The organism is Fictibacillus enclensis (assembly GCF_001457035.1).
GTDB classification, from domain to species: Bacteria; Bacillota; Bacilli; order Bacillales; family Fictibacillaceae; genus Fictibacillus_C; species Fictibacillus_C enclensis.
Genome location: NZ_KQ758618.1, coordinates 959,451 through 981,172 on the forward strand (window position 1 = coordinate 959,451; position 21,722 = coordinate 981,172).

Annotated in this window: 24 protein-coding genes and 4 pseudogenes; 17 read left to right on the plus strand and 11 right to left on the minus strand. The window is 37.7% G+C overall.

The genetic code is table 11. The features are described 5' to 3' along the window. Window positions 1-132 precede the first annotated feature (132 nt). Window positions 133-1,356, plus strand: coding sequence for an ATP-binding protein (locus AS030_RS15160; RefSeq protein WP_061972797.1), 1,224 nt, complete (start codon window positions 133-135; stop codon window positions 1,354-1,356). Window positions 1,357-1,599: 243 nt separating this feature from the next. On the opposite strand, the pseudogene AS030_RS24340 reads toward AS030_RS15160, so the two are convergent. Beyond that, a pseudogene (locus tag AS030_RS24340) lies at window positions 1,600-1,993 on the minus strand (glyoxalase superfamily protein). 235 nt (window positions 1,994-2,228) lie between these two features. On the opposite strand from AS030_RS24340, the gene AS030_RS15170 reads away from it, so the two are divergent. The 3 genes from AS030_RS15170 to AS030_RS15180 all read left to right on the plus strand — a co-directional run bounded on the left by AS030_RS15170 (window position 2,229) and on the right by AS030_RS15180 (window position 4,641). Continuing rightward, complete coding sequence (locus tag AS030_RS15170) at window positions 2,229-2,795, plus strand: YdhK family protein (protein ID WP_061972800.1); 567 nt, start codon at window positions 2,229-2,231, stop codon at window positions 2,793-2,795. An 81-nt stretch (window positions 2,796-2,876) separates the two neighbouring features. Then, entirely contained in the window at window positions 2,877-3,575 is a 699-nt protein-coding gene (locus AS030_RS15175; RefSeq protein ID WP_061972803.1) for a response regulator transcription factor, read from the plus strand. Beyond that, on the plus strand, window positions 3,550-4,641 hold the full coding sequence (locus tag AS030_RS15180) for a sensor histidine kinase (protein ID WP_082635831.1): 1,092 nt from the start codon (window positions 3,550-3,552) through the stop codon (window positions 4,639-4,641). The genes AS030_RS15175 and AS030_RS15180 overlap by 26 nt, the downstream gene beginning before the upstream one ends. A 28-nt stretch (window positions 4,642-4,669) precedes the next feature. On the opposite strand, the gene AS030_RS15185 is transcribed toward AS030_RS15180, so the two are convergent. Together AS030_RS15185 and AS030_RS15190 are read right to left on the minus strand one after the other, a co-directional pair. After that, complete coding sequence (locus AS030_RS15185; protein ID WP_061972806.1) at window positions 4,670-4,891, minus strand: DUF3006 domain-containing protein; 222 nt, start codon at window positions 4,889-4,891, stop codon at window positions 4,670-4,672. Beyond that, window positions 4,891-5,694 carry a ComEC/Rec2 family competence protein gene (locus AS030_RS15190; RefSeq protein ID WP_061973061.1) on the minus strand — a complete coding sequence of 268 codons (804 nt, stop codon included), beginning with the start codon at window positions 5,692-5,694 and terminating at the stop codon, window positions 4,891-4,893. Before AS030_RS15190 ends, AS030_RS15185 begins: the two co-directional genes overlap by 1 nt. Window positions 5,695-5,976: 282 nt before the next feature. On the opposite strand from AS030_RS15190, the gene AS030_RS24595 reads away from it, so the two are divergent. The 4 genes from AS030_RS24595 to AS030_RS15210 all read left to right on the plus strand — a co-directional run bounded on the left by AS030_RS24595 (window position 5,977) and on the right by AS030_RS15210 (window position 9,940). Then, window positions 5,977-6,819, plus strand: a complete 843-nt coding sequence (locus tag AS030_RS24595) for an STAS domain-containing protein (protein ID WP_061972808.1) — start codon at window positions 5,977-5,979, stop codon at window positions 6,817-6,819. A gap of 232 nt (window positions 6,820-7,051) precedes the next feature. After that, on the plus strand, window positions 7,052-8,089 hold the full coding sequence (desA, locus tag AS030_RS15200; protein ID WP_141687093.1) for a Delta(5) desaturase DesA: 1,038 nt from the start codon (window positions 7,052-7,054) through the stop codon (window positions 8,087-8,089). A 127-nt stretch (window positions 8,090-8,216) separates the two neighbouring features. Continuing rightward, window positions 8,217-9,344 (plus strand): sensor histidine kinase, encoded by a 1,128-nt coding sequence (locus tag AS030_RS15205; RefSeq protein ID WP_061972813.1) that lies wholly within the window; start codon window positions 8,217-8,219, stop codon window positions 9,342-9,344. Beyond that, window positions 9,341-9,940, plus strand: a complete 600-nt coding sequence (locus AS030_RS15210) for a response regulator transcription factor (RefSeq protein WP_061972816.1) — start codon at window positions 9,341-9,343, stop codon at window positions 9,938-9,940. The genes AS030_RS15205 and AS030_RS15210 overlap by 4 nt, the downstream gene beginning before the upstream one ends. 99 nt (window positions 9,941-10,039) lie before the next feature. Here AS030_RS15210 and AS030_RS24350 read toward each other — a convergent pair. Further along, a pseudogene (locus AS030_RS24350) lies at window positions 10,040-10,126 on the minus strand (YitT family protein); the annotation flags it as partial. 113 nt (window positions 10,127-10,239) lie between these two features. Here AS030_RS24350 and AS030_RS15215 point away from each other — a divergent pair. Genes AS030_RS15215 through AS030_RS15225 form a run of 3 tightly spaced genes read left to right on the plus strand, consistent with a single transcriptional unit; the run spans window position 10,240 to window position 11,856 of the window. Beyond that, window positions 10,240-10,692, plus strand: a complete 453-nt coding sequence (locus AS030_RS15215; protein ID WP_061972818.1) for a MarR family winged helix-turn-helix transcriptional regulator — start codon at window positions 10,240-10,242, stop codon at window positions 10,690-10,692. Between the two features lie 16 nt (window positions 10,693-10,708). Further along, window positions 10,709-11,227 carry a spermidine/spermine N(1)-acetyltransferase gene (gene paiA, locus AS030_RS15220; RefSeq protein WP_061972820.1) on the plus strand — a complete coding sequence of 173 codons (519 nt, stop codon included), beginning with the start codon at window positions 10,709-10,711 and terminating at the stop codon, window positions 11,225-11,227. Window positions 11,228-11,250: 23 nt separating this feature from the next. Beyond that, window positions 11,251-11,856 carry an FMN-binding negative transcriptional regulator gene (locus tag AS030_RS15225; RefSeq protein WP_061972824.1) on the plus strand — a complete coding sequence of 202 codons (606 nt, stop codon included), beginning with the start codon at window positions 11,251-11,253 and terminating at the stop codon, window positions 11,854-11,856. Between the two features lie 99 nt (window positions 11,857-11,955). On the opposite strand, the gene AS030_RS15230 is transcribed toward AS030_RS15225, so the two are convergent. From AS030_RS15230 to AS030_RS24845, 3 genes are all read right to left on the minus strand, one after another. Then, window positions 11,956-13,383 carry a PQQ-dependent sugar dehydrogenase gene (locus AS030_RS15230; RefSeq protein WP_061972826.1) on the minus strand — a complete coding sequence of 476 codons (1,428 nt, stop codon included), beginning with the start codon at window positions 13,381-13,383 and terminating at the stop codon, window positions 11,956-11,958. A 379-nt stretch (window positions 13,384-13,762) separates the two neighbouring features. Continuing rightward, window positions 13,763-15,112, minus strand: coding sequence for an amino acid permease (locus AS030_RS15235; RefSeq protein ID WP_061972829.1), 1,350 nt, complete (start codon window positions 15,110-15,112; stop codon window positions 13,763-13,765). Between the two features lie 165 nt (window positions 15,113-15,277). Beyond that, window positions 15,278-15,427, minus strand: a complete 150-nt coding sequence (locus AS030_RS24845; RefSeq protein ID WP_082635847.1) for an Ada metal-binding domain-containing protein — start codon at window positions 15,425-15,427, stop codon at window positions 15,278-15,280. A gap of 388 nt (window positions 15,428-15,815) precedes the next feature. Between AS030_RS24845 and AS030_RS15240 the strand changes: the two genes are divergently transcribed. The 4 genes from AS030_RS15240 to AS030_RS15255 all read left to right on the plus strand — a co-directional run bounded on the left by AS030_RS15240 (window position 15,816) and on the right by AS030_RS15255 (window position 18,255). Beyond that, entirely contained in the window at window positions 15,816-16,004 is a 189-nt protein-coding gene (locus tag AS030_RS15240) for a hypothetical protein (protein ID WP_129474871.1), read from the plus strand. A gap of 85 nt (window positions 16,005-16,089) precedes the next feature. Next, the gene (locus AS030_RS15245) at window positions 16,090-16,320 is read left to right on the plus strand and encodes a peptidoglycan-binding domain-containing protein (protein ID WP_240482365.1); all 231 of its coding nucleotides are present in this window, start codon (window positions 16,090-16,092) and stop codon (window positions 16,318-16,320) included. 343 nt (window positions 16,321-16,663) lie between these two features. Then, window positions 16,664-17,503 (plus strand): DUF2935 domain-containing protein, encoded by an 840-nt coding sequence (locus tag AS030_RS15250; protein WP_061972836.1) that lies wholly within the window; start codon window positions 16,664-16,666, stop codon window positions 17,501-17,503. 560 nt (window positions 17,504-18,063) lie between these two features. After that, window positions 18,064-18,255: a YbxH family protein gene (locus tag AS030_RS15255; RefSeq protein WP_061972838.1), complete on the plus strand. Its 192-nt coding sequence runs from the start codon at window positions 18,064-18,066 to the stop codon at window positions 18,253-18,255. Between the two features lie 584 nt (window positions 18,256-18,839). Here the strand turns inward: AS030_RS15255 and AS030_RS23715 are convergent. Then, window positions 18,840-18,989 (minus strand): hypothetical protein, encoded by a 150-nt coding sequence (locus AS030_RS23715; protein WP_156412587.1) that lies wholly within the window; start codon window positions 18,987-18,989, stop codon window positions 18,840-18,842. Window positions 18,990-19,114: 125 nt separating this feature from the next. Between AS030_RS23715 and AS030_RS15260 the strand changes: the two genes are divergently transcribed. Beyond that, window positions 19,115-19,333, plus strand: a complete 219-nt coding sequence (locus tag AS030_RS15260; RefSeq protein ID WP_061972841.1) for a hypothetical protein — start codon at window positions 19,115-19,117, stop codon at window positions 19,331-19,333. Between the two features lie 392 nt (window positions 19,334-19,725). Here the strand turns inward: AS030_RS15260 and AS030_RS23720 are convergent. After that, window positions 19,726-19,925 (minus strand): annotated as a pseudogene (locus AS030_RS23720) (hypothetical protein); the annotation flags it as partial. 18 nt (window positions 19,926-19,943) lie between these two features. Then, the gene (locus AS030_RS15265) at window positions 19,944-20,114 is read right to left on the minus strand and encodes a hypothetical protein (protein WP_061972844.1); all 171 of its coding nucleotides are present in this window, start codon (window positions 20,112-20,114) and stop codon (window positions 19,944-19,946) included. A 119-nt stretch (window positions 20,115-20,233) separates the two neighbouring features. On the opposite strand from AS030_RS15265, the gene AS030_RS15270 reads away from it, so the two are divergent. After that, window positions 20,234-20,743, plus strand: coding sequence for a NucA/NucB deoxyribonuclease domain-containing protein (locus tag AS030_RS15270; RefSeq protein ID WP_074440565.1), 510 nt, complete (start codon window positions 20,234-20,236; stop codon window positions 20,741-20,743). Between the two features lie 254 nt (window positions 20,744-20,997). Here the strand turns inward: AS030_RS15270 and AS030_RS15275 are convergent. Then, window positions 20,998-21,318: pseudogene (locus tag AS030_RS15275) on the minus strand (IS110 family transposase); the annotation flags it as partial. Window positions 21,319-21,722 lie beyond the last annotated feature (404 nt).

A 21,722-nucleotide genomic window follows, 5' to 3' on the forward strand; every position in this document is an offset into this window, starting at 1 on the left:
ACAGTCTTTTTTTGTGTGCCCGGCATGAAGCCAGAGCTAGATAAATTACAATCAATTATTTTTCATTAATTGACTGAAAATTCAAACTGTATATGATATTATAAGATAAAAATATCTGTTGGAGAAGTATATATGAGGAAAGTTGGACAGCTTTCATTAATTTCACTTTCAATTGCTTTTACCACTTATCAAAAAATATGGAGCGGTCACCCTTTTTGGACCTTTGATTTTTTCCTTTTCACATTCATTGCCTGGCTCATTGGCTGGCATTATGACAAAATACGGGAATTTGCAAAACAATCAAAGGCTAATGAAGAAGGTTACAAACTTCTTATCGATACTTTGCCAGAATCTATTTTGATTCACCAAAATGGAAAAATACTGTACTTAAACCAGCCCTTTCTTCAACTAATAAATCTGAGTAGCATGGATGTAGCAATTGGTAATGAGTTGAATAATTTTGTGGGGCCCCCCCTAACCAAACAATTGTTGAACGCAATCCTACTAGAAGAAAGTAAATCTAAACCAGTTGATATAGAAATAAAGAGTAAAAATGGCATGGCTTGTTTTTACGAGGTAAGCTCATATGATATTAAGTATGGAAATAAAGACGTCAGTCTGACTGTTATTAAAGATATAACTTTAAAAAAAGAAGAGATACGAATTCTTTTACAAAGATCAGAAGCATTGGCGCTGTTGGGACAAATGGCTGCAGGCATTGCTCATGAAATACGAAATCCTTTAACTTCTATATCGGGATTCATTCAATTATTACAAGTGAACCAGCATGAGAACCAATATATAGCGATCGTGGAAAGTGAACTTGAACGAATAAATAATATAGTCGGCGATTTTTTACATCTATCAAAGCCAAAGGAAGTTGACTTAAAAGAACAAAATATAGAACATGTATTGAAAGAAGTTATTGCATTATTGAATTTAAAGACGGAAAATCACAACATTCAAATTACAGAAGAATATGAATCAGATTTGCCTGATTTTTATCTTGATAAGAATCAAATGAAGCAAGTTTTTCTTAATCTTTTAAAGAATTCAATGGAGGCAATGCCTAATGGTGGTCAGATAATGATTGTAGTTAGTAGAATGCATCCTGAACAAGTTTTGATAACTATCAAAGATGAGGGAGTCGGTATTCCAAAGGAACAACTCCCCATTTTGGGACAGCCTTTTATTACGACAAAAGAGAATGGTACCGGGTTAGGATTGCTGATATGTTACAAGATAATTGAATCACATAAAGGAACTCTTAAAGTAGACAGTAAGGTCAATCAAGGAACCACAGTAAGCATTAGTATGCCAATATCCATTATCAATGAAAGAAAACTAAATGTGTAATTTACAAACACAATTTTACTTCCGTAAACGAAAGCATAAATGAATGAAAAATGTTATTCGAATTATGAATTTATAAGGTAAGAGCACATTTATTATGCTCTTACCTTTTTTGTCAAGTTAATTTTTAATTATCCTTCTTTCCAAAAGAATCTATCTCTATTGGTAAAAAGAAGGAAGCTTCAGTGTTAAGTAAAGAAATCTCCCCTGTATCCGTGTGCAAGAGAGATTAATTGGAACTGCTTTTTATAAGTTAAAGATATTACTTCTGTTCAAATCCAGTCCTATGTTCTCGAAAAATACAAGTCTATTTCCGAAAGGATCGCCAATACGAATCTCCCGTGTATTCCATGGAGTGTTCTCAATGCCTGGGCGGGCATATTTGTATTTTTGTGATAACAGGTTGGTATGTAGCAGCTCCAAGTTTTCAACTTCAATTCTGAGGGCAGCCCCGGGGCAACAGGTCTCCATGATGCTCAGAAAGATGAATCACACAGTTGTTATATGCAATTTGCATATACAATGGCAAACCATCTTCGAAACGATGCTCCCAATCGACCTTAAAACCTAAAAAGGTTAGATAAAATTCCCTGGCTTTTTCCTCGACAAACATACGGAGAATGGGGATGGGGCTTTTCATGGTTAGGGGTGAATGGCTCAGTTGAAATAACTCCTCTTCTAAAATAAAAATATATTATGGATTAATTATACATGTTTTATAATGCTGGCAATCTGTAGCACTTTGATGAAACGAAGAATGGTCAAAAAAAGACACCTCATCAAATGTTTGGACATGTTCCTAATTGGTTCTTCACAAGTTCTTCATAACTGCTTTCTATTATGAAAGCAGCATGAATCATAAGGAGGAAGACAGCATGAAAAGAAAAAATATCTGGATTGTATCATTGCTTGCGGTGTCGTTGACTCTTGGAGCGTGTTCAAATGACACTGGCGATAAAAATTCGGAAAAACATGAAACAAAAGATAAAGGAATGAGTCATGAGGGAATGAATCATTCGGGCTCCGGGGAGGTACCAAAGGACCTGAAGAAAGCTATGGACCCAGAGTATGAAGTGGGCAGTCAGGCGGTGATTAACGCGGATCATATGGAGGGGATGAAGGGCGCAAAAGCAAAAATAGCCGGGGCCTATGATACAACAGCCTATGTGGTAACCTATACCCCAACAACAGGTGGAACACCCGTTAAACATCACAAATGGGTCATTCAAGAGGAAATCCAGGATGCAGGAAACAAAACACTGAAAAAAGGGCAAAAGGTCAAGCTGAAGGCGGATCATATGAAGGGCATGAAAGATGCTTCAGCCATAATCGAATCCTCTGAAAAAACAACCGTCTATATGGTGGACTATACCCCAACAACAGGTGGAAAAAGGGTTAAAAATCATAAATGGGTAACGGAAAACGAGCTGGAGGCTAAATAAAGATAACAAAGAGAATCCAAGTGTTTCATAAGGATTCTCTTTTTGTCTATAATTGAGGAAGAAGAAAGGGAGAGAAAATAGATGAAAACCATCCTGATTGTAGATGATGAAGAGAAAATACTCGAGGTTGTCTCTTCGTATTTGAGAAACGAAGGTTGTCAAACGATTGAAGCGGCTACTGGACAAGCGGCCCTTGAGTATATAAAGAGAGGGCACATTGATTTTGTTATTTTGGATTTAATGCTTCCAGATTACAGCGGCGAGGATATTTGCCAGAGCATTCGACAAGAAGCTTCCGTTCCCATCCTCATGTTAACGGCAAAAGCAAAGGAAACAGAACGGATAAAAGGTCTGTCGCTGGGAGCGGATGATTACATGGTTAAACCGTTCAGTCCGAGGGAGCTTGTAATGAGGGTGAAAACGATTCTGAGACGTTCCAATGAGAACGATCTACTGGCGGACCAAATTTCTTATAATCAAGGCGAGTTAACGATAAATGCAAAGTCAAAAGAAGTTTTTTTAAAGGGCAATTCTATCAGTCTGACTCCAATCGAATATAAAGCGTTACTTGTTTTTGCGCGACATCCTAAACGCACATTTACTAGAGACGAGCTTGTGGAAAAAGTGCTCGGATATGATTATGAAGGGGAAACCCGCACCATCGACCAGCATATCAAAAACCTTCGCTATAAAATAGAGAACAATCCTAAAGAGCCCCGGTACATACGGACCGTTTTTGGTATGGGGTATAAGTTTGAAGGAAACCGAAGTGAAGATTAAAGGACTGCATGCCCGGTTGACCCTTGTTTTTATACTTGCAGCAACGGTTATTTTAATGGTAGCAAGCCTGGTCATTTTGTTGGAAATTCATTATCATTTTACAATGTTTAAATTGGATGCGCCTGAATTTCGGGTGATTAAGCCTCTGGCCATTCATTTTGAGAGCGCGGTCATCGGTTCAATACTATGGACATTATTGGGGGTATTCATTCTGGTTTGTATGATTAGCTATTTCGTAGCCAGAAAACTATCAAAGCCCCTTGTGCAAATGAAATGGGCAGCAGAGAAAATGGCAAAAGGCGAACTCGATGTTAGAGTGAAGGTCCAGGGAAATGATGAATTGCAGGAGTTAGGGCAATCTTTAAACCAGTTAGCAGCACAGCTGCAAAAACAGGAGATTGCAAGAGAAAATATGACCAGTGATATCGCTCATGAATTACGGACGCCTCTGGCCACTCTGAAGAGTCATATGGAAGCCATTGAAGATGGAATCTTTGAGGCTACACCTGAGCGGCTGCATTCATTTGGAGAAGAAATTGATCGGCTCATCCTGCTGGTTTATGATCTCGAACAATTAACGACGTTTGAAGCACCCAACTTTGTACTTGAAAAGCGAAAAGAAAACTTGGGGGAAGTCCTTCAACAAAGTATGAGTACATTACGAGAGTCTTATCTGCAAAAAGGAATAGCCTTATCCTTTCATGAAAAAATGCAGATACAATTGCTTATTGATAAAAAAAGAATCATGCAAGTTATGATTAACCTGTTAACAAATGCCTTGAAATTTACCCCTGCAAGCGGGAGGGTCGACATTACAATAGAGATTAAAGAGAGGGATGCTGTTATCACAATAAAAGACACCGGGATAGGAATATCTAAAGAAGAAATTTCTAAGGTATTTGAACGATTCTATCGGACGGAGAAATCCAGAAACCGCCGATTTGGAGGGAGTGGCATAGGGCTAACCATCGCCAAACAATTAACTGAAGCTCATGGGGGAAGTATATGGATGGAAAGTGATCCGAATGAAGGGACTGCTGTAATGGTTACTCTGCCATTACAATAGAAAAAGCAGCCCAAATTGGCTGCTTTTTCTAATCCTCCCAAATTTCATCCATCAAATCTTCAATTTCTTTTCTCCGCTTTTCTGTCTGTTCTTTATCAACAAGGACTTCATCACCTTGAAAATAAACGACATCACCGGTTTGAACATTTTTAGGCAGAATGGATCGAAGGATGTCTCTGGTTTCATTTCCGATTTCAACGACAGCATACTCACCCTCGATGCGATCAATGATTCCTTTGATTTTTTTCATTACTTCTTCTCCGTTTTTACAGTCAACGTTGAGCCATTGGTTGTAAAGACGATAGCTCCTTTTTGATCCGTTCGATATACTTTCGTTTTCTTTAATCGGTTCAATACCTCTTTTGTAGGGTGACCGTAATGATTCTTTTTGCCGACAGAGATGACAGAATACTGCGGATTCACCGCTTTAATGAACGCACTACTCGATGATGTCTTCGCACCATGGTGACCTACTTTAAGAACGTTTGCTCTTAAGGTTTCCTTGGATTTTATCATATCTGCCTCTGATTTAGCCTCGGCATCTCCTGTGAACAGGAACGATTTCTTGCCATGCACCAGACGGAGAACGGCACTCCAGTCGTTTAGGTCACTTTTGCTGTACGTTTTAACCGGAGCAACAAACTTTGCTGACACACCCTTAAGCGGCACCTTTACGTCCTTTTTCGCCGTTTTGATGGTTAACCCCTCACGTTTTACGGCGAGCAGAAAATCTTTGTAGGCTTGACTTGTATGAGAAACCTTTGGTGCATAAACAGATTTCACTTTGAATGCCTTTAGCACCTCATCCAGTCCGCCAATGTGGTCCGCATCAGGATGTGTCGCGATCATAACTTCAATATCTTTCACTTTTTGCTTCTTCAAGTAAGCAACTACATCGCTGCCATCCTTGTTTCCTGCATCGATGATCATATCATCACCGCCAGCGGTTTTAATATACGTGCCATCTCCCTGGCCGACATCCATAAAATGGACAGTGGTCGTTTTGGTGGCCGCGGTTGTTGGCGTGCTTGAAAATATCAGACTACTACTTATTAATGCAGAGAATACCCATGTTGGTTTCTTCACTTGTTGCTTTTCCCCCTATGAATGTAAATAAATAACTATGTAATAATAAACCATTTCATGAAAAATTTCTATACTATAATAATAAACTATTTAATTTTTTTAGTGAGAGATCCAAAAACTTACGGTAGAATGATAACATTTATGAATGTATCTTATTCGCTCTTAATAATCGTCTTTCCCTTACCAAAAACTTAGGTTATGATGTGGGTATAAATAATACCATCAAAATAATCCGGAGGACTTGAACTAATGAAGCAAGACTTACAGCTGCTCGGAGAAGCACTTATCCATCGGAAACAAGCGATTGCCGAAATGATTCATTCAAACCGAATGGCTGGTGTGCAGATGACACCTGAACAAACCAATGATTTTCAAAGAGTATTGCCTAAAATTATGGAATTTCGGGAGCAATTGATTCAACTTTTTGGGGAATCACTGATCCAATTTGAAAATCTTGATCGCAGCATTGAGCAGTTTCGAGAATGGGGAAGAGAAGCGGGGGATTTTCTATTTAAAATCGGAGCCCCTCTTGACCAAGCCTTGTTTGATACGAGCTTTTATCGCACATACCTTTGGAAAGCGATTAAAGAAGAAACGATAAGTCACGGGTTGTCTGTAGAAACTATATTTGAGGTTATTGAAATAATCGACCCTCTTCTGGACCATGCTGTTTACTTTTTTAGCTTGAGTTATGTGGAGTCTTACCAAAAAGTTCTTGAACAGGCTAAATCGGCGTTTTTAGAGCTGTCAGTCCCGATCGTCCCTTTGGTCAAAGGAACAGGAGTCTTACCGTTAATTGGCAATATTGACACAGAAAGAGCTCAACTTATTTTGGAAGAAACCTTAAAACAATCATCCAAACTAAAACTGGAAAATCTTATTTTGGATCTATCAGGGGTACTCATTGTGGATACTATGGTGGCGGACCAATTGTATAAAGTGATGGATGCTTTATCGTTACTTGGGGTAACAACCGTACTCACTGGAATACGTCCGGAAGTAGCTCAAACGATGGTTTCATTAGGATTAAACATCGATAAGTTTAAAGTGAAGGGCAATTTGCACCAGGCCTTTTTGGAGGTGCAAAAGTAAAACAGCTGGAGAGCACATAGCTTTCCGGCTGTTTTTATTTTGGGGATTCAGTCCTTGTTTATCCTATTCCATGTTAATAAACGCTTTTAAACTAAATAGCCCTTTGTTTGTTAAATAAAAGGTCTAACGGTATACATGACATTTATCATACTTTAGGAATGACACATATGTCTTAAAAGCCAAGACTCCCATCTGTATACTTAAGTAGAACCAATGGGAGGGAAACATACTAATGTCAAAACACAAAAATGCTGTTAATTTACGAAAACAAGTTGCCCCATATGAAAAACCAAGTACAAAAAATAGTGTAACGCAGCTAATTAATACACTTGTACCTTTTATTCTTCTGTGGTACCTGGCTTACGAAAGCTTGTCCATTTCATATTTCCTTGCTTTGCCCTTAACGATAATTGGTGCCGGATTTTTGACTCGCATTTTTATTATTTTTCATGATTGCTGTCACCATTCATTCTTTCGAAACCGAAAAGCCAATAAAATTATCGGAACGATGACAGGAGTCCTTACTTTATTTCCGTATCATCAATGGCAGCATGAACATAACATTCATCATGCTACAAGTGGTAACTTAAATAAACGTGGAACAGGTGATATTTGGATCATGACGGTAGATGAGTATTTAGCGGCATCTTTTTGGAGGCGCATCGCTTATCGTTTATACCGAAATCCGATCATAATGTTTGGTCTTGGGCCAATATACGTATTCCTGATTACCAATCGCTTTAACCGCAAAGGAGCAAGATTCAAAGAACGTATAAATTTATATATAACAAACCTTTCTATCGCTGCGTTCGCTGCATTACTTTGTTGGACAGTCGGCTGGGAGGCATTCTTGCTTGTTCAAGGTCCCATTTTCTTTGTATCGGGTGTTGCCGGTATTTGGCTGTTTTATGTACAGCATCAATTTGAAGACTCTTATTTTGAACATGACGAAGAGTGGGATTATGTGAAAGCCGCTATAGATGGCAGTTCTTACTATAAGCTTCCGAAAGTTCTGCAATGGCTGACAGGCAATATTGGATTTCATCATATTCATCATTTAAGCCCAAGGGTGCCTAATTATAACTTGGAAGATGTTCATCGTATTGATTCAACATTCCAAAATGTACAAACGATCACTCTTACTTCAAGCCTTCGTTCCCTTGGATTCCGTCTTTGGGATGAGGAGAGCAGAACGTTTATTAGCTTTAAAGGCATTCAAAAGGTAAAATCAAAAAAGAATAAGGTAAACGCCTATTTGAAATCAGTTTAAGCGGCACATAACATACGTAGTCCTGAAAGCATGGGTCAACCCATTGTTTTCAGGACTCCATTCTTTCTTGAAAAGATATTGTGATAAAATTACAATAGGCATTTAACATCGCAAAAGAGGTTTCAATATGAAAAAGATATATCAACTGTTTCAAAGGAATACAGGGATTTCCCCGTATGTTTGGAGCGTTTTTAGTATTTTACCGTTTTACTTTATTTTTCAATCATCTTCCACGAAAGCCATTGTAGCGGGTATTATACTAACCATTTTCTTCTTTATTTCTTATCGTTTTGCTTTCATTTCAAAAGGGTGGCCTGTTTACGGTTGGGCTTGCATTCTTATTGCCATATCCATTACCATGACAAGCCTTTACAACTATATTTATTTTGCATTTTTTCTTGCTTATTTTATTGGTAATATAAAAGAACGGATCCCTTTTATTTCCTTATATATTCTACATCTCGTCAGTATGACCGTCTCTTTTAACTTCAACATCGTTTTTCAAGATGATCAGTTCCTAAAACAACTGCCTTTTATCATTATCATTTGGATCAGTATCATCCTGATGCCTTTCAGTTTATATAATCGAAAAAAGCGTGAGCATCTCGAAGAACAATTGCAAGATGCAAATGCGGTACTCGTAAAACAGCAGGAGCGACAGCGAATTGCCCGTGATCTGCACGATACGTTAGGACAAAAGCTTTCGCTGATTGGTCTGAAAAGTGATTTGGCCAAAAAATTAATTGAAAAAGATCCAGTGCAGGCCCGATCTCAGTTAAATGACGTCCAGCAGACGGCTAGAACAGCACTGAACGAAGTCCGGAAAATGGTGTCTCAAATGCGAGGCATTCGATTAGAAGAGGAACTCATCAATGTGAAACAAATACTTAAAGCAGCGCAAATTGAATATATAGGTGATCAAAAAATAAACCTAACAAATGTCTCCCTGTTGATTGAAAACATTCTGAGTATGTGTTTGAAAGAAGCGGTAACCAATGTTGTAAAACACAGTAACGCAACAACCTGCCATATCTCTATCGAACAATCATTAAACGAAGTTAATATTTCCATAAAGGATAACGGCGCAGGTTTAAAAGTAAATGAAGATATAACAAAAGGTCACGGATTACTGGGAATAAAAGAAAGACTTGAATTTGTTAACGGACGTCTTGAACTCTTTTCAGAGGAAGGGACTACGTTAATTATACGAGTGCCGAATGTCATAAAATCCGCGGAAAAGGAGGAAGGCAAATGATTCGGATCGTCATTGCGGAAGACCAGCAAATGATGTTGGGAGCACTGGGTCTGCTGCTTAATTTGGAAGAGGATATGGAAGTCGTGGGAAAGGCCGGCGACGGAGAAGAAGCGATTTCGCTTGTTCATCAGTATCAGCCTGACATTTGTATTATGGATATTGAAATGCCAGTAAAAACGGGACTTGAAGCAGCGGAAGAACTGAAAGAATCAGGTGCCAAAGTGATCATTTTAACTACATTCGCTCGTACAGGATATTTCCAGCGTGCGGTGAAGGCTGGGGTTCGAGGATATTTACTGAAAGATAGTCCAAGTGAAGAATTGGCAAGCTCCATCCGCAGTGTGATGGCAGGCAGGCGAATATATGCTCCAGAACTTGTGGACGATGCCTACAGTGAGGAGAACCCGCTGACTGACCGTGAAAAAGAGGTATTGACCCTCATTGCCGATGGAAAAAATACAAAGGAAATCGCCACTCAGCTTTCTATCAAAGCCGGAACGGTACGGAATTACATTTCAACCATATTAGAAAAACTCGAAGTCACCAATCGGATTGAGGCCATAACCCGGTTTCAGGAAAAAGGCTGGTTTAAGTAAGTGTTCAAGCAGGCTGGAAGAAGATAAATATACCAATTATAATAAGTACAGCAGTTAAAAAAGCATTCTAAATAGAATGCTTTTTTTCTGTATCATAATCGGTGATGTTCCGAGATTGAATTGTATTGTGAAAGAAATACCAAGGATTAAGATAAGGATACCTAAAACATAAATAAACAATTTCAATTTTACCGTTTCATTTTTGAATCTTTATTATTGCATATACAACAAATATAAGCTACATTTAATATAAGTAAATTTTATTGCATTTACAACAAAAAATGCTAAGGGAGTGAATTATGAAGGAAATTCTTCGTGAAATTGGAATGATCGCAAGGGCATTGGATTCAATCAGTAATATAGAATTTAAAGAATATGATCTTACAAAAGGACAGTATTTGTACCTTGTGCGAATTTGTGAAAACCCTGGAATGATTCAGGAGAAATTAGCTGAGATGATTAAAGTAGATCGAACAACGGCATCACGTGCTATAAAAAAACTTGAAATGAATGGCTTTGTTGAAAAAAAAGACGATCAATATAACAAAAAAATTAAAAAACTGTTTCCAACAGAGAAGGGGAAAAGTGTTTTTCCTTTTATTAAAAGAGAAAATGAGTATTCCAATAATGTTGCATTAGAGGGATTAACCGAAGAGGAAGCAGAAACCATTTTCAATCTTCTTGTAAGAGTAAGAAAAAATGTAGAAAAGGACTGGGAATTTGTAAAAAAAGGAAACAAGAGAAATTATTGAAGGAGGGGCAATAGGAATGACGATCAAAATAAAAAAGTGCACCCAAGAAGATTTACGCATACTTCAAGAGATTAGTTATGAAACATTTGACGAGACATTTAAACATGAAAATTCACCGGAAAATATGATAGCCTATTTGGAAAAAGCCTTTAACTTAAGACAATTAGAAAAAGAATTATCCAATCGTTCTTCGCAGTTCTTTTTTGTTTATTTTAAAAATGAAGTAGCAGGATATTTAAAGGTCAATACCAATGATGCCCAGTCTGAAAAAATGGGGGACGATTCATTTGAAATTGAAAGGATCTATGTAAAAAGCAAATTTCAAAAACAAGGACTTGGTAAATATCTGCTGAATAAAGCTATGGAAATTGCGACGGAATGTGGTAAAAAGAAAATTTGGCTAGGTGTTTGGGAAAAGAATGAAAACGCCATTTCTTTTTATAAGAAATTAGGCTTTGTCCAAACGGGAGCTCACTCATTTTATATGGGGGATGAAGAACAAACGGATTATATCATGATAAAAACACTCAACTAACTTTTTATGAAAGAATGGATGTTATGTATATCCCTAAACCTTTTAAGATTGAGGATGAAGCAGTAATTTATGATTTTATCGAAAAATACGGCTTTGCAGCGTTATTTTCTCAGCATAAAGGAGAACCGTACGCTACTCATCTTCCGCTGTTGTTAAATAAATCTGAACATTTGTTATATGGCCATTTTGCACGCCCAAACGCACAATGGAAGGATGCTGAAGGCCAGCAAGTGCTAGCGGTTTTCCAAGGCCCTCACTGTTATATTTCACCATCGTGGTATGAGACAAGTAAAGCAGTGCCAACATGGAATTATGTTTCTATCCATGTCTATGGAAAGATGGAGATTGTCGAAGACAGAAACGCAATCATTGATTCTTTAAATCATCTGGTAAATAAATATGAAATCTCTGATAGTCCATACAACTTAAATCACGTAGAACCTAGTTTTATAGAAGGAATGACGAAAGGAATTGTAGCGTTTAGAATAAAAATCACAAATACTGAAGCAAAAGCGAAATTAAGTCAGAATCATCCTGTGGAAAGGCAAGAATTGATTATTAAACATCTGGAAGAAACATCTCAAGAAGATAATATGCAAGTAGCAGCTTTAATGAAAAAAAATCTCTAATTAACCATATGCATTAATGTTTCGTTAATCTTTTACTGATTTGTCTATTATCCAACCGACCATTTTCACTCAAAAAATAATGTCTAACAATGAATATAGTTATGGAATAACCTCAAAAATAGTACCTTGGTTAAAATCGGTTACTTTCATTGAACCGTACGCCCCTAAATATAGTCTGGTTTTCTCCAGATTCGCTCCTAAGCTCATGTAAAGAGCCGATTGAGACCCGAAATTATAATCGGTCTCAATAACACCAAAATCGTTTAGCTTACCATCTGTTCTTGCCCTGGTGTATGCTAAAACACCTCTAACCGGTTGAGACTCTTGTCGGGCAGCATCGGTAAATACAACGCTTCCTGATAAATCAGGGATATTATCCCCTAGATATGGCTGGACACCTGTAAGAGCAGTGCCGCCGAACTTATCAGGGCGAAGATCTTTGTGATAATAACTCGTTATAGGTTCAAGGCGTTTTACTGACGTTTCTATTGCCTCATTGTAATAAGCAATTGTTTTCTCATCTAGAGCAGAGTTTGCAGAGCAGCCCCTTTTAATCATAGTAGGAAAAGTACCTTCCCAGCCACGCCAGCCAAAGTTAATAAATCCCTCTTGGTCTGTGACAGAATCCATTAAAGAAGCGTGCTGAACAAGCTGAGTAACGGGTATCGGTTTATAATGAACGAACGAAAAAATGGATTCTGCCAAGTCCTGTCCGACATTACCCGCATATTTAATGTACTGATTATAAAATCTTTGAAATGAAATACCTGGGATATTACGAACCCCTTTGGCAATTACCGTAAGTGTTTCCTGAATAGGAAGGGGAAGTTCATTAAAACGTGTAACTACTGGCGGGTTATTGATAAAGGTATTTTTAACGATATCAATCTCAATTATTTTACCGGCGATTTCCAAATCATTCTGACTTAAATTAAATGGATCAAAGCCCGCCCCGCCATCACCGGTCGTTAAAACAAGTTTGCCGGTTTCAGGTGAAAAGGTTAAGCTGTTGACCCCATTATGATTGAAAAAAGGTCTTCTTAGGTTAAGTAATGTCCGCCGTTTTTGAGGTTGACCATTTGATTGCAATATCCATTCTTCAACTGTATCGATATGATCATATTTAGTTTCTCTATTGACCCATTTCAGGTTTAACGTTTTAGGATCACATGGGTCAGGTTTAAAATGTTTAGAAAGAGCACCTGGACCTTGTGTTCCTGCCATTGAATAATGTAGGTAAAAAAGCCGGTTAAAATAAAAATTCGGATGAAACGCCAGCCCCAGTAACCCCCGTTCATCATACCCACCTCGAGAAACACCGGGTTCAGAAGTACCGAGTTTTATGATTCGTTGTCGAATATCCAAAAAAGTCTTGATTACTCCATTTCCTATGTAAAAGATTTCTCCCACCTGGGTTGCAATAAATAATCTTTCAATGGAGTCACCCGGAAGTATAGTTGTTTTTAAAACAGTTGGTAAATTAATATTACTTACAATGGGCCGTAACCGAACCTTCACTGATCTCAACTTACTTTACACTCCTTCTTATGCTTTTTGTAAAACATATGTCTAGAATTGTTCTATTAGTATCAATTTAGATCAGAAAAGCTGGCTCATTTACTAGGTTATTGGATTTTTACATGTGGGTAATAAAATGGCGTGGAATACACATTTAAAGTTTAAGAAATATGACCATACAAGACACCAAAAGAGCAGGAGGGGGACGCAATCAATAGCTTTATTGAGTTTGAGGGATTGATCATTAACCCATCTCATGTCTCATCACTTGAAAATATCGAAGAAGTTAAAGATGTAGGATATGACGGATAAAGATATTTCGGGAATCCTTATCCTATAATCAAAAAAAGAAAACCAGCCTGTTAAGTTGGTTTTCTTTAGGTGTCATTTACACAGGGGAGCCGTTTTGTTTTTTCCTCAATAGGGCAAGTATTGTAAGAACCACCAATATTAAGAGACAAACAGTGGAGCCAATCCAATTATTTTTATTGAATATGAAAAAGATAAAAATAACGGATAAGGCCATTACTCCCAGTATGGTTGTGTATGGAAACCCTCTTACTTGAAAGAATGGCTTGCTCGTATATTGACGGCGAAGCTTCAATTGGGAGAGACAGATTACTGTCCAAATTAAAAGAATCGTAAACCCTGGTATGGTCATCATATAGCCAATAATCTGTTCAGGCGTTAAATAAGCTAAAAATACCCCTATAAAAATAAAAATCGATGTAATGATGATCCCAATGATGGGTATCCCGTTTTTTGTTACTTTTAATAGCTTTTTCGGTGCTTCACCGTTTTGAGCCATGGAATAGAGTGTTCTCGATGTGGCATAAATGCCAGAGTTAGCTGCAGATAATACAGCTGTTAAAAGAACAAAATTCATAATATGTCCAGCTCCTGGCAATCCTGTAAGGCTGAAAACTTGTACGAAAGGACTTTCTGCACCCGTTACTTTATTCCAAGGCATTAAGCCGCAAATAATGAGGATAGGGAGAATGTAGAAAAGGATCACCCTTCCCACGGTACCTTTAATGACTTTTGGCAAAACCTTCTGAGCGTCCTTTGTTTCTGTAACCGCCACGCCAATCAGCTCTGCGCCTCCATAAGAGAACATGACGATTAAGAATGCGCTCAGCATACCCCCAATCCCATTTGGAAAGAAACCGCCATGCGCTGTGTAATTGTTCCAAGGGTTGTCAATGGGGCTTGGAATGAAACCAAACAAAATACAACTCCCCAAAATAATAAAAGCGGTTAAAGCGACGATTTTTATTCCCGCAAACCAAAATTCGATCTCTCCGTAATACTTTACTTGAAATAAGTTAATCCCAATAATAAAAATGGCACAAATCAAACTTGACAGCCAAAGCGGTACGGAGGAGAACCAAAATTGAAGAAAGCTTCCTGCGGCCAAAATCTCCACAATCGTTACGATCGCCCAGTTGATCCAATAAAGGTAGCCTACAATAAACGATACTCGATGCCCGAAGGCTTTATGGACCAAATTCTGAACATTTAAGTTTGGAAAAGCAATAGCCATTTCAGCAAGTGCAGTCATGACAATAAATAATAACAGCCCGCCTAACAAATAGGCTAAAGCAACGCTTGGCCCCGCCATACTTAATGTATCTGAACTCCCTTTAAATATCCCGGTTCCAATCATGCCCGCCAAGGCAATAAATTGAACATGCCGGGGTAATAAACCCTTCTTTAAATCTTGGTGACTTTTTCCCATGATGTCCCTGCCTCTCATGCTATGTTATACATAAACGCTTTAAACCCATAAAGTAATTATACATACTTATAAGAGATTAGCCAATTGTAGATTTATCCATGTCCAATCGTATAGTTAAGAAGTGTTTTAATGACACAAGCATTTACCCATTCTTCCTCAGGCAAGTTAAAGTGATCGAGACAGCATCTTGCAAGGATGAAATTGGCTGGAAAAGACTTCTACAATTCTCGAGAAGAATCGTACGTTATTTTTATTAGGATTCCTTAATTTACAAAAAGGCAGCAGAATATTTTTTGTTGTGAAGTTGTATAAAATTTGCTATCTATTATGAATCATTTATATGTACAGCCTGCCAGAATTCTTCAGACCTGAAAAATCTTAATATTACATATATCCCGAGAATTTTTTTATTGGCCATGTCCATGATTTAAGCTGATTGGTTAAAACCTAATCAGCTTTTTTAATTAAGCAAAGGCAACTCTTATTTTTGATAACATCGTGTACCTTTATTAAAGGATTTAAGAACCTTCTCGCGAATTATTTTTGTCGGAAGGAGAATTGTGAAAAAAAGAATTATTAAATGCTTGAATTGTAAAGTTGTGCTGCATCCTACAGACTGGAAGATCCTTAAGCAAGAAGGGAAATTGCACTACTGTGATGATTGTGAGCATATCACCTGTCACTTTGGTGAAGGGAGGTGAGAATGATGAGTCTGCAGCGTGGATTAGATAAAGAGATTGAGAGCATGTCGCCTGAAGAGGCGAGAAGAATTGTGACTGAAGCTTTTTTAGTTTTAGATCAAGTGAAAGAGCCGGCAGATGCGGGGATTAGTAAGGAAGAAGCATTCGATCAGATTAAAAAAATATTAAATTCAAATATCAAAGTTAAATAAAATTACATAAAGTCGCCTGTGAGTGGGTGGCTTTTTTAATTGCCTACATATAGAGAGGAAAACATTTTTGGTTACTTCGGTGTTTGTGCCTTCTATCACAGTTGGTAATGGTAAGAAGAATCCGAAGGCTGAGATCCTGAAGCTTCAAAAGGCGTTGAATGCTGTTAGATTTAAATGCGGGGCTGAGGATGGACTATGGGGACCAAAAACCCAGGATGCACTTGAAAGGTTCCAGAAGGTTTATCTTTCTATCTTCCATATGAAGTTGACAGAATCTTTGGCCATAACACACGAAAGAAACTGCAAGCCGTTCTGAAATCAAAAGGATATTAAGGAGAGGATAAAAGATGTTTGATTTTACTTCTGAATTTCTTCTGTATATTGAACTAGCTGTCATTTTGTTTGCGATCCGGGAAACGTGTGAATTGATACACGTCATTTTCCGTATTAATTAGGGTTTTTGAGTCCTTTTAAGAAGTTTTGACATAGAAATTCACAAGAATTTTATGCTGGACAATAAGTGTTGAACACATTATATAGGATAGTTATAGGTAGAACAAAAATATTCCTCTCTTTATTCCTCAATTTTCAAATAAGCATATTCAAACGGCCAAGTATATATAAATTGAATGAAGGAAGTATATAAGGGAGGTTATAGAATGAACGGGGAAGATTCACCTTTGCATGCTGATACCGGTGTTACCTCTGGATTGTTTGTTGAACGCTCTTTAAATGAAATTCGTTTTTGGTCTAGAATCATGAAAGAACATTCTTTATTTCTTCGATTGGGTTTTAGAGCAGAAGATACTCAACTAATTCAAGAGGCTAATCAATTTTATCGCATATTTGAACGCATCGAACAAACTGCACATTCCTTTAATAATCAAACAGACCCCGAACAAATAAGAAGGTTTAATTCCGAAGTTCAACAAGCGGCAACTAATATTTTCTTCTTTAAACGGAAAATATTAGGACTAATTCTCACATGCAAATTGCCTGGGCAAAATAATTTTCCACTATTAGTTGACCATACAAGTAGGGAAGCAAATTATTTTAGAAAACGATTATTAGAATTAAATGAAGGGAAATTACAAGCGCTTCCAGAAGCCATTATTAAAGAAAATGTCTTCTTCTTAAGGATTATGGCAGACCATGCCAAATTTATTGGTCATCTCCTTGATCCATCAGAAAGGAAACTAGTTGATTTAGCACGGAATTTCAGCAATGATTTTGATCAATTGTTGTATCAAGCAAGGGACCTAGAATCTATGAAGCCACAATCCCAAACAGTTCCTCTTTTAGATCAATTTCTTGATCAAAACCGGGTGTCTGTCGTATCTCTTAGGGACTTCAAGAAAACAGCCCGTGATTTAATTGAACAATGTAAAATAAAGAGCATTATTCATCCTCTATTAGCGGACCATGTTTTCAGGGAAGCGGATAGGTTCATTGAAATCATTGATATGTTTGACGCGCATCTCACAGGCGGTACCCGATAACTAGCAAAAGTTAAAGAATGTGCAACTTGGTTTAATAAAACATTGGAGCTGGCCGAGTTGTGGAGGCTGCTCTTTTTTTATTTTACTTAAAGATTGTGAACAGTAGAATTCAGGAGCATGGCAGCAGCCTAGGTGTTTTTTTCTGTCCCAATTAGCTAGGGTGAGGATCGGCACTTGCATATTTAAAGCGACACCTGTAGGCGTGCGGTAAAAGCCTACAACAGACGTAAGGATACGCCTTTCGTTGTGTTCAACAAAAGATGGAATTGACAACCAGACGAGAGCGGCTGATTTTCTTTGTATTTTTAGATGATAATTCAGTCACAAAGATATCGAGATGCTTTCAGTCCATGTAGTGGACAGATAGCCTCAAAATCAGCGGATGATACCTTTTATTCGAATGATAACTTAGGCCGGGCTATTTGTAGGTCTATAGCACGTTCTTGCATTTTTCTTACTAGATTGAAAAGAAAAATATGAATTATAAGATTGTTAACAGCAGATTTGTGAAATATTAATTGTAGTGTTTATATATTTGGTTAAGGAGTGTATTTGGGCCAATGGGTGCTGTGGAACGAAATGGTTTTCGGTTTGAACCAGAATATAGTGTAATCAACCAAAATGGCGCGATTCATGTATATAACAAAGGAGAGTTTTTGGAAGAAATAAAATTTTCTTTTTCAGGAAAATTTCCGGATCTTGATCAAATTGAAAAGTTAATTGACACCTACTGTAATCAGCGAGGCATTTGATTTTTTTGAGGGTAAATGGAAAAATGTTTCATTTTAATTTAATAAGGAGTAAGGCTTTTCAATTGAACTAACGGTGCGTTACTTGAAGATCCGGCTGCCAAACCTGGCAGCTTTTCCTATGGAACTATAGGGGCAGGTTAGTTTAAGAATGGTGTCTGTTTTTCTTCAACGGTAGGGTGCGTTTATTGATCATCAAAAATCTGTTTTTTCATTGATTCAAGAGATAAATAAGTGCATTCGAGACGTGACCAACGCCTATTACACCACGATGGACAATGTCAATCGGTACTGTCATTTAACCAAAAAATAATCCACCCTCGAGTTAACGGCTCCGGTGGATTATTTCTACCTTAACGTCGATCCCCTTTTAGGGAACCTCTATTGTATGGCCGTTGGTGTTCGCAGCACCAGCGGTCTTTTTTAATATATGTCATTATTTATTATTATTCCCGCGAACGTTAAAAGAGAACAAGCTATAGATCCTATAATTTTTTACATTCCTTCTTTGTAGCCCTTTGTGTAACCGTTTGCTCATTTAGTACTTTATTTTTGTAACCGCCAAATCTGAAACTATGGAGCGATTGTTATTCTTGATTGTCTGCTGTTTTTGATTCTCGGTTAGATCTGTCAATTGACTGAGTATATTTTTCTTTATTACCCGGTTGAGTTTCATCCGTTCGTGTATTCCATATACTATATTTGAGTGTATTTGGAACATCTTTGTTTTTTGCCATTATGAACACACCTCCGATTAATATAGTTTCAAAAAAAATAAAAACTATACTTCAATAAAGTTGTTTTATTTCTTACATACCGTACTAATTGTTGGTTACATTAACAACAAGCGGAGGTGAAGAAAATGGCAGACAAAAAAGATAAAATTCAGGAAAACGTACGAACACAGCTTGGTGGCATGGGCCTATATGGCACAACAAGCAATGAGGAAGTAGCAGGATACCGGGCATCGGGAGATATTGAAAATGCCGGTCAGCTGGATAAGGGGTTTCAAAAAGAACCGGGTAATGAGGGTGAAACTGCGTCTTTCTCTACTAAACAGCAAAGGGAAAATGAATTATAAGGTAACTCGCTTTCTTATTGCTATTCGGTGCGTTTCACTGCATGCATTAGGGTATATATAAATGTTCTTCTTTCTTGTATAGCATAAAAAAAGACCTGGCAGCAGTTAAATGCTCTAGGCTTTCTTTTTTATTTATACTCTCAAAAAGTTGTTAAATGAATTTATAAATCAGCTGTTGATTTAAACATTGCAGCTGAAACAGTTTACATTGTACCCTGTTTTCGCTTGAACGTTTGCAAATCCTTTGAACTTGAAATGCCTATGCTAAAGAGGAAAAGCGTTCCTTATTTGCTCTATAAATGCTTTTACTTCACGGGCTGAAGAAAGCTGAAATCTTTAATTCATCTAACTGCCAAAAAGTAATAACGCTTTCTACACCGAAATATGGATATTTACCTCTTAAAATAGCGGCTGTCATACAATTTGTTTTGCTTGATTATGTATCGTTGCTCCACTTCGCTCCAATTCACGATTTCCCACCAATTATCAATATATTTAGCTGGTCCCAAACATTTAGAACAAGCAACGGAATAACATCCCATTGAGTCAGATTCTGATGCTTTTCAGCAGTAGGCATAAAAAGTCGTGAGGCGTAAACCTCACGATTTTTTTATGCTCCGCTTTCCTTTGGATCATTCTTTGATTTACTACCCTTTTTAGAACGATATTCTTTTCCTTTGTTATCATCCCCACTCACAAACTCACTGCTAAATTCTTGATTGTTTTGTGCTTGGGGTGAACCTTGATTTTGGCTTCCTTTGCTGCCATTGCGACTTGTCATTACATTCCCTCCTTTATTCAAAAACTTCCTTCTTAGTATTGCTTATACGCTGCCTTTTACTCATTGCAGAAAATTATATTGCTTTTTATTGGAGCCAGGATGGCTGATACTCCTATCCCTTGAATGGCTTAAGCAAACAATGCGATGAATTTCCTTTCGCAGCGACATGGGAAGGATCAGCAATGAATGGACAGAAATGGTTCTCAATTCGCCTCATTCCATCTGAATCGAATCAGGCAGCAGGTAATTGGCTGGGAAAGTGGTATGCCTACGACCGAATTCTAGATAATGACCGATTCCACGTCCAAGTTGAAGCACCGACAGAAATTACATCGATTCGATCAGAAGGAACCCCTCAAGAGGGCCAAGACTATCGTTCAAGCGGCAATTTTAAAATCGACAACATTCCGCCATATGCGACTAAGCTGAAATGGACCATTACAGATGGACCAACTGATGCCCATTTTGATGTCATGCACGACGTCAGCTTCGGAATCGATGAAACCATCTTCTCAGACCTTCATAACGGATCAATTACCGATATTAAAAAGAGTGAGGATTTATACATCGCCAAACCATCTAATACAGGAGGAAAAAGCTTCACCGTACATGTTACTGCGGTACCATAAGAGAGTTAGGAGAGCATAAGGGGCTGTCCGGAAAGTAGTTTTTTAAGCTCAAATTGGTAAAAAGTAAAACCCAAGGATGCTGTTGTATCAACATTCTTGGGTTTTTAGTTTGGGCAAATTTCATCCTAAATTGGACTTTTTAGACAGCCCCTTTCTTACGATTAGTCAATAGTTTTTTAGGGAGTCATTAAGCCTTCGGTATTGTCACTTTATTTAAGGCATTCTAAATACCCCTAGTTGTAGCTGTTTTTTACATGGGCATCGCTTTTATCCGTCTTATGCATTCGCATAGAAGCCGTTTGAAGTTTAGATTCGAGAGGATTTAATAAGCAATAAGGAAAACCATGATCGTTCATAAATCGCTCTAATTGGCGGGAGTAAACCCCTGTGGCTTCAAAGACAATTTCCGGTGTATGTCCATCCTGCTGAACAAGTGCGACAATGCGCTGATACAGTTTCTCAAAATGAATCTTATTATGTAGTATTTCTCCTTCAAAAACACAACACCTCGAGGTGTTGTAAATCACCATATAACTTTTTCCCATACTTACGTCAAAAGCAATAATACTCATCATTACGTTCCTCCCTCAAAACGATTGCAGAAGTCCTCACCTATCCCTATCGATTCCATTTTCTTTTACACGATCTCAACGGATCCAACATACTGAAACTGATTCATATAAGGACGGTGAAGTTGGTCTGTTTTGCATGCGAACTTAAAGTTCCGGGGCTGCCTCGACCTATTCTTCACCTCTACAAAAATATAGTAGCACAAACCTGGCCGTGGTTTGTGCTACTAATCTTAGTATGTTTTGAAATAATAAATTACCAGCGATATTTCTTCTTCTTCTTTTTGCAAATTTTGCAATTACATTTTGGCAAGCCAGGGTCTATCATCTCATCTTGATATTTCTTTTTTTTCTTTTTCTTTGTGCTGGAGCTGGAGCTGGAGCTAGAGCTCGACTCAACGTTTTTTTTG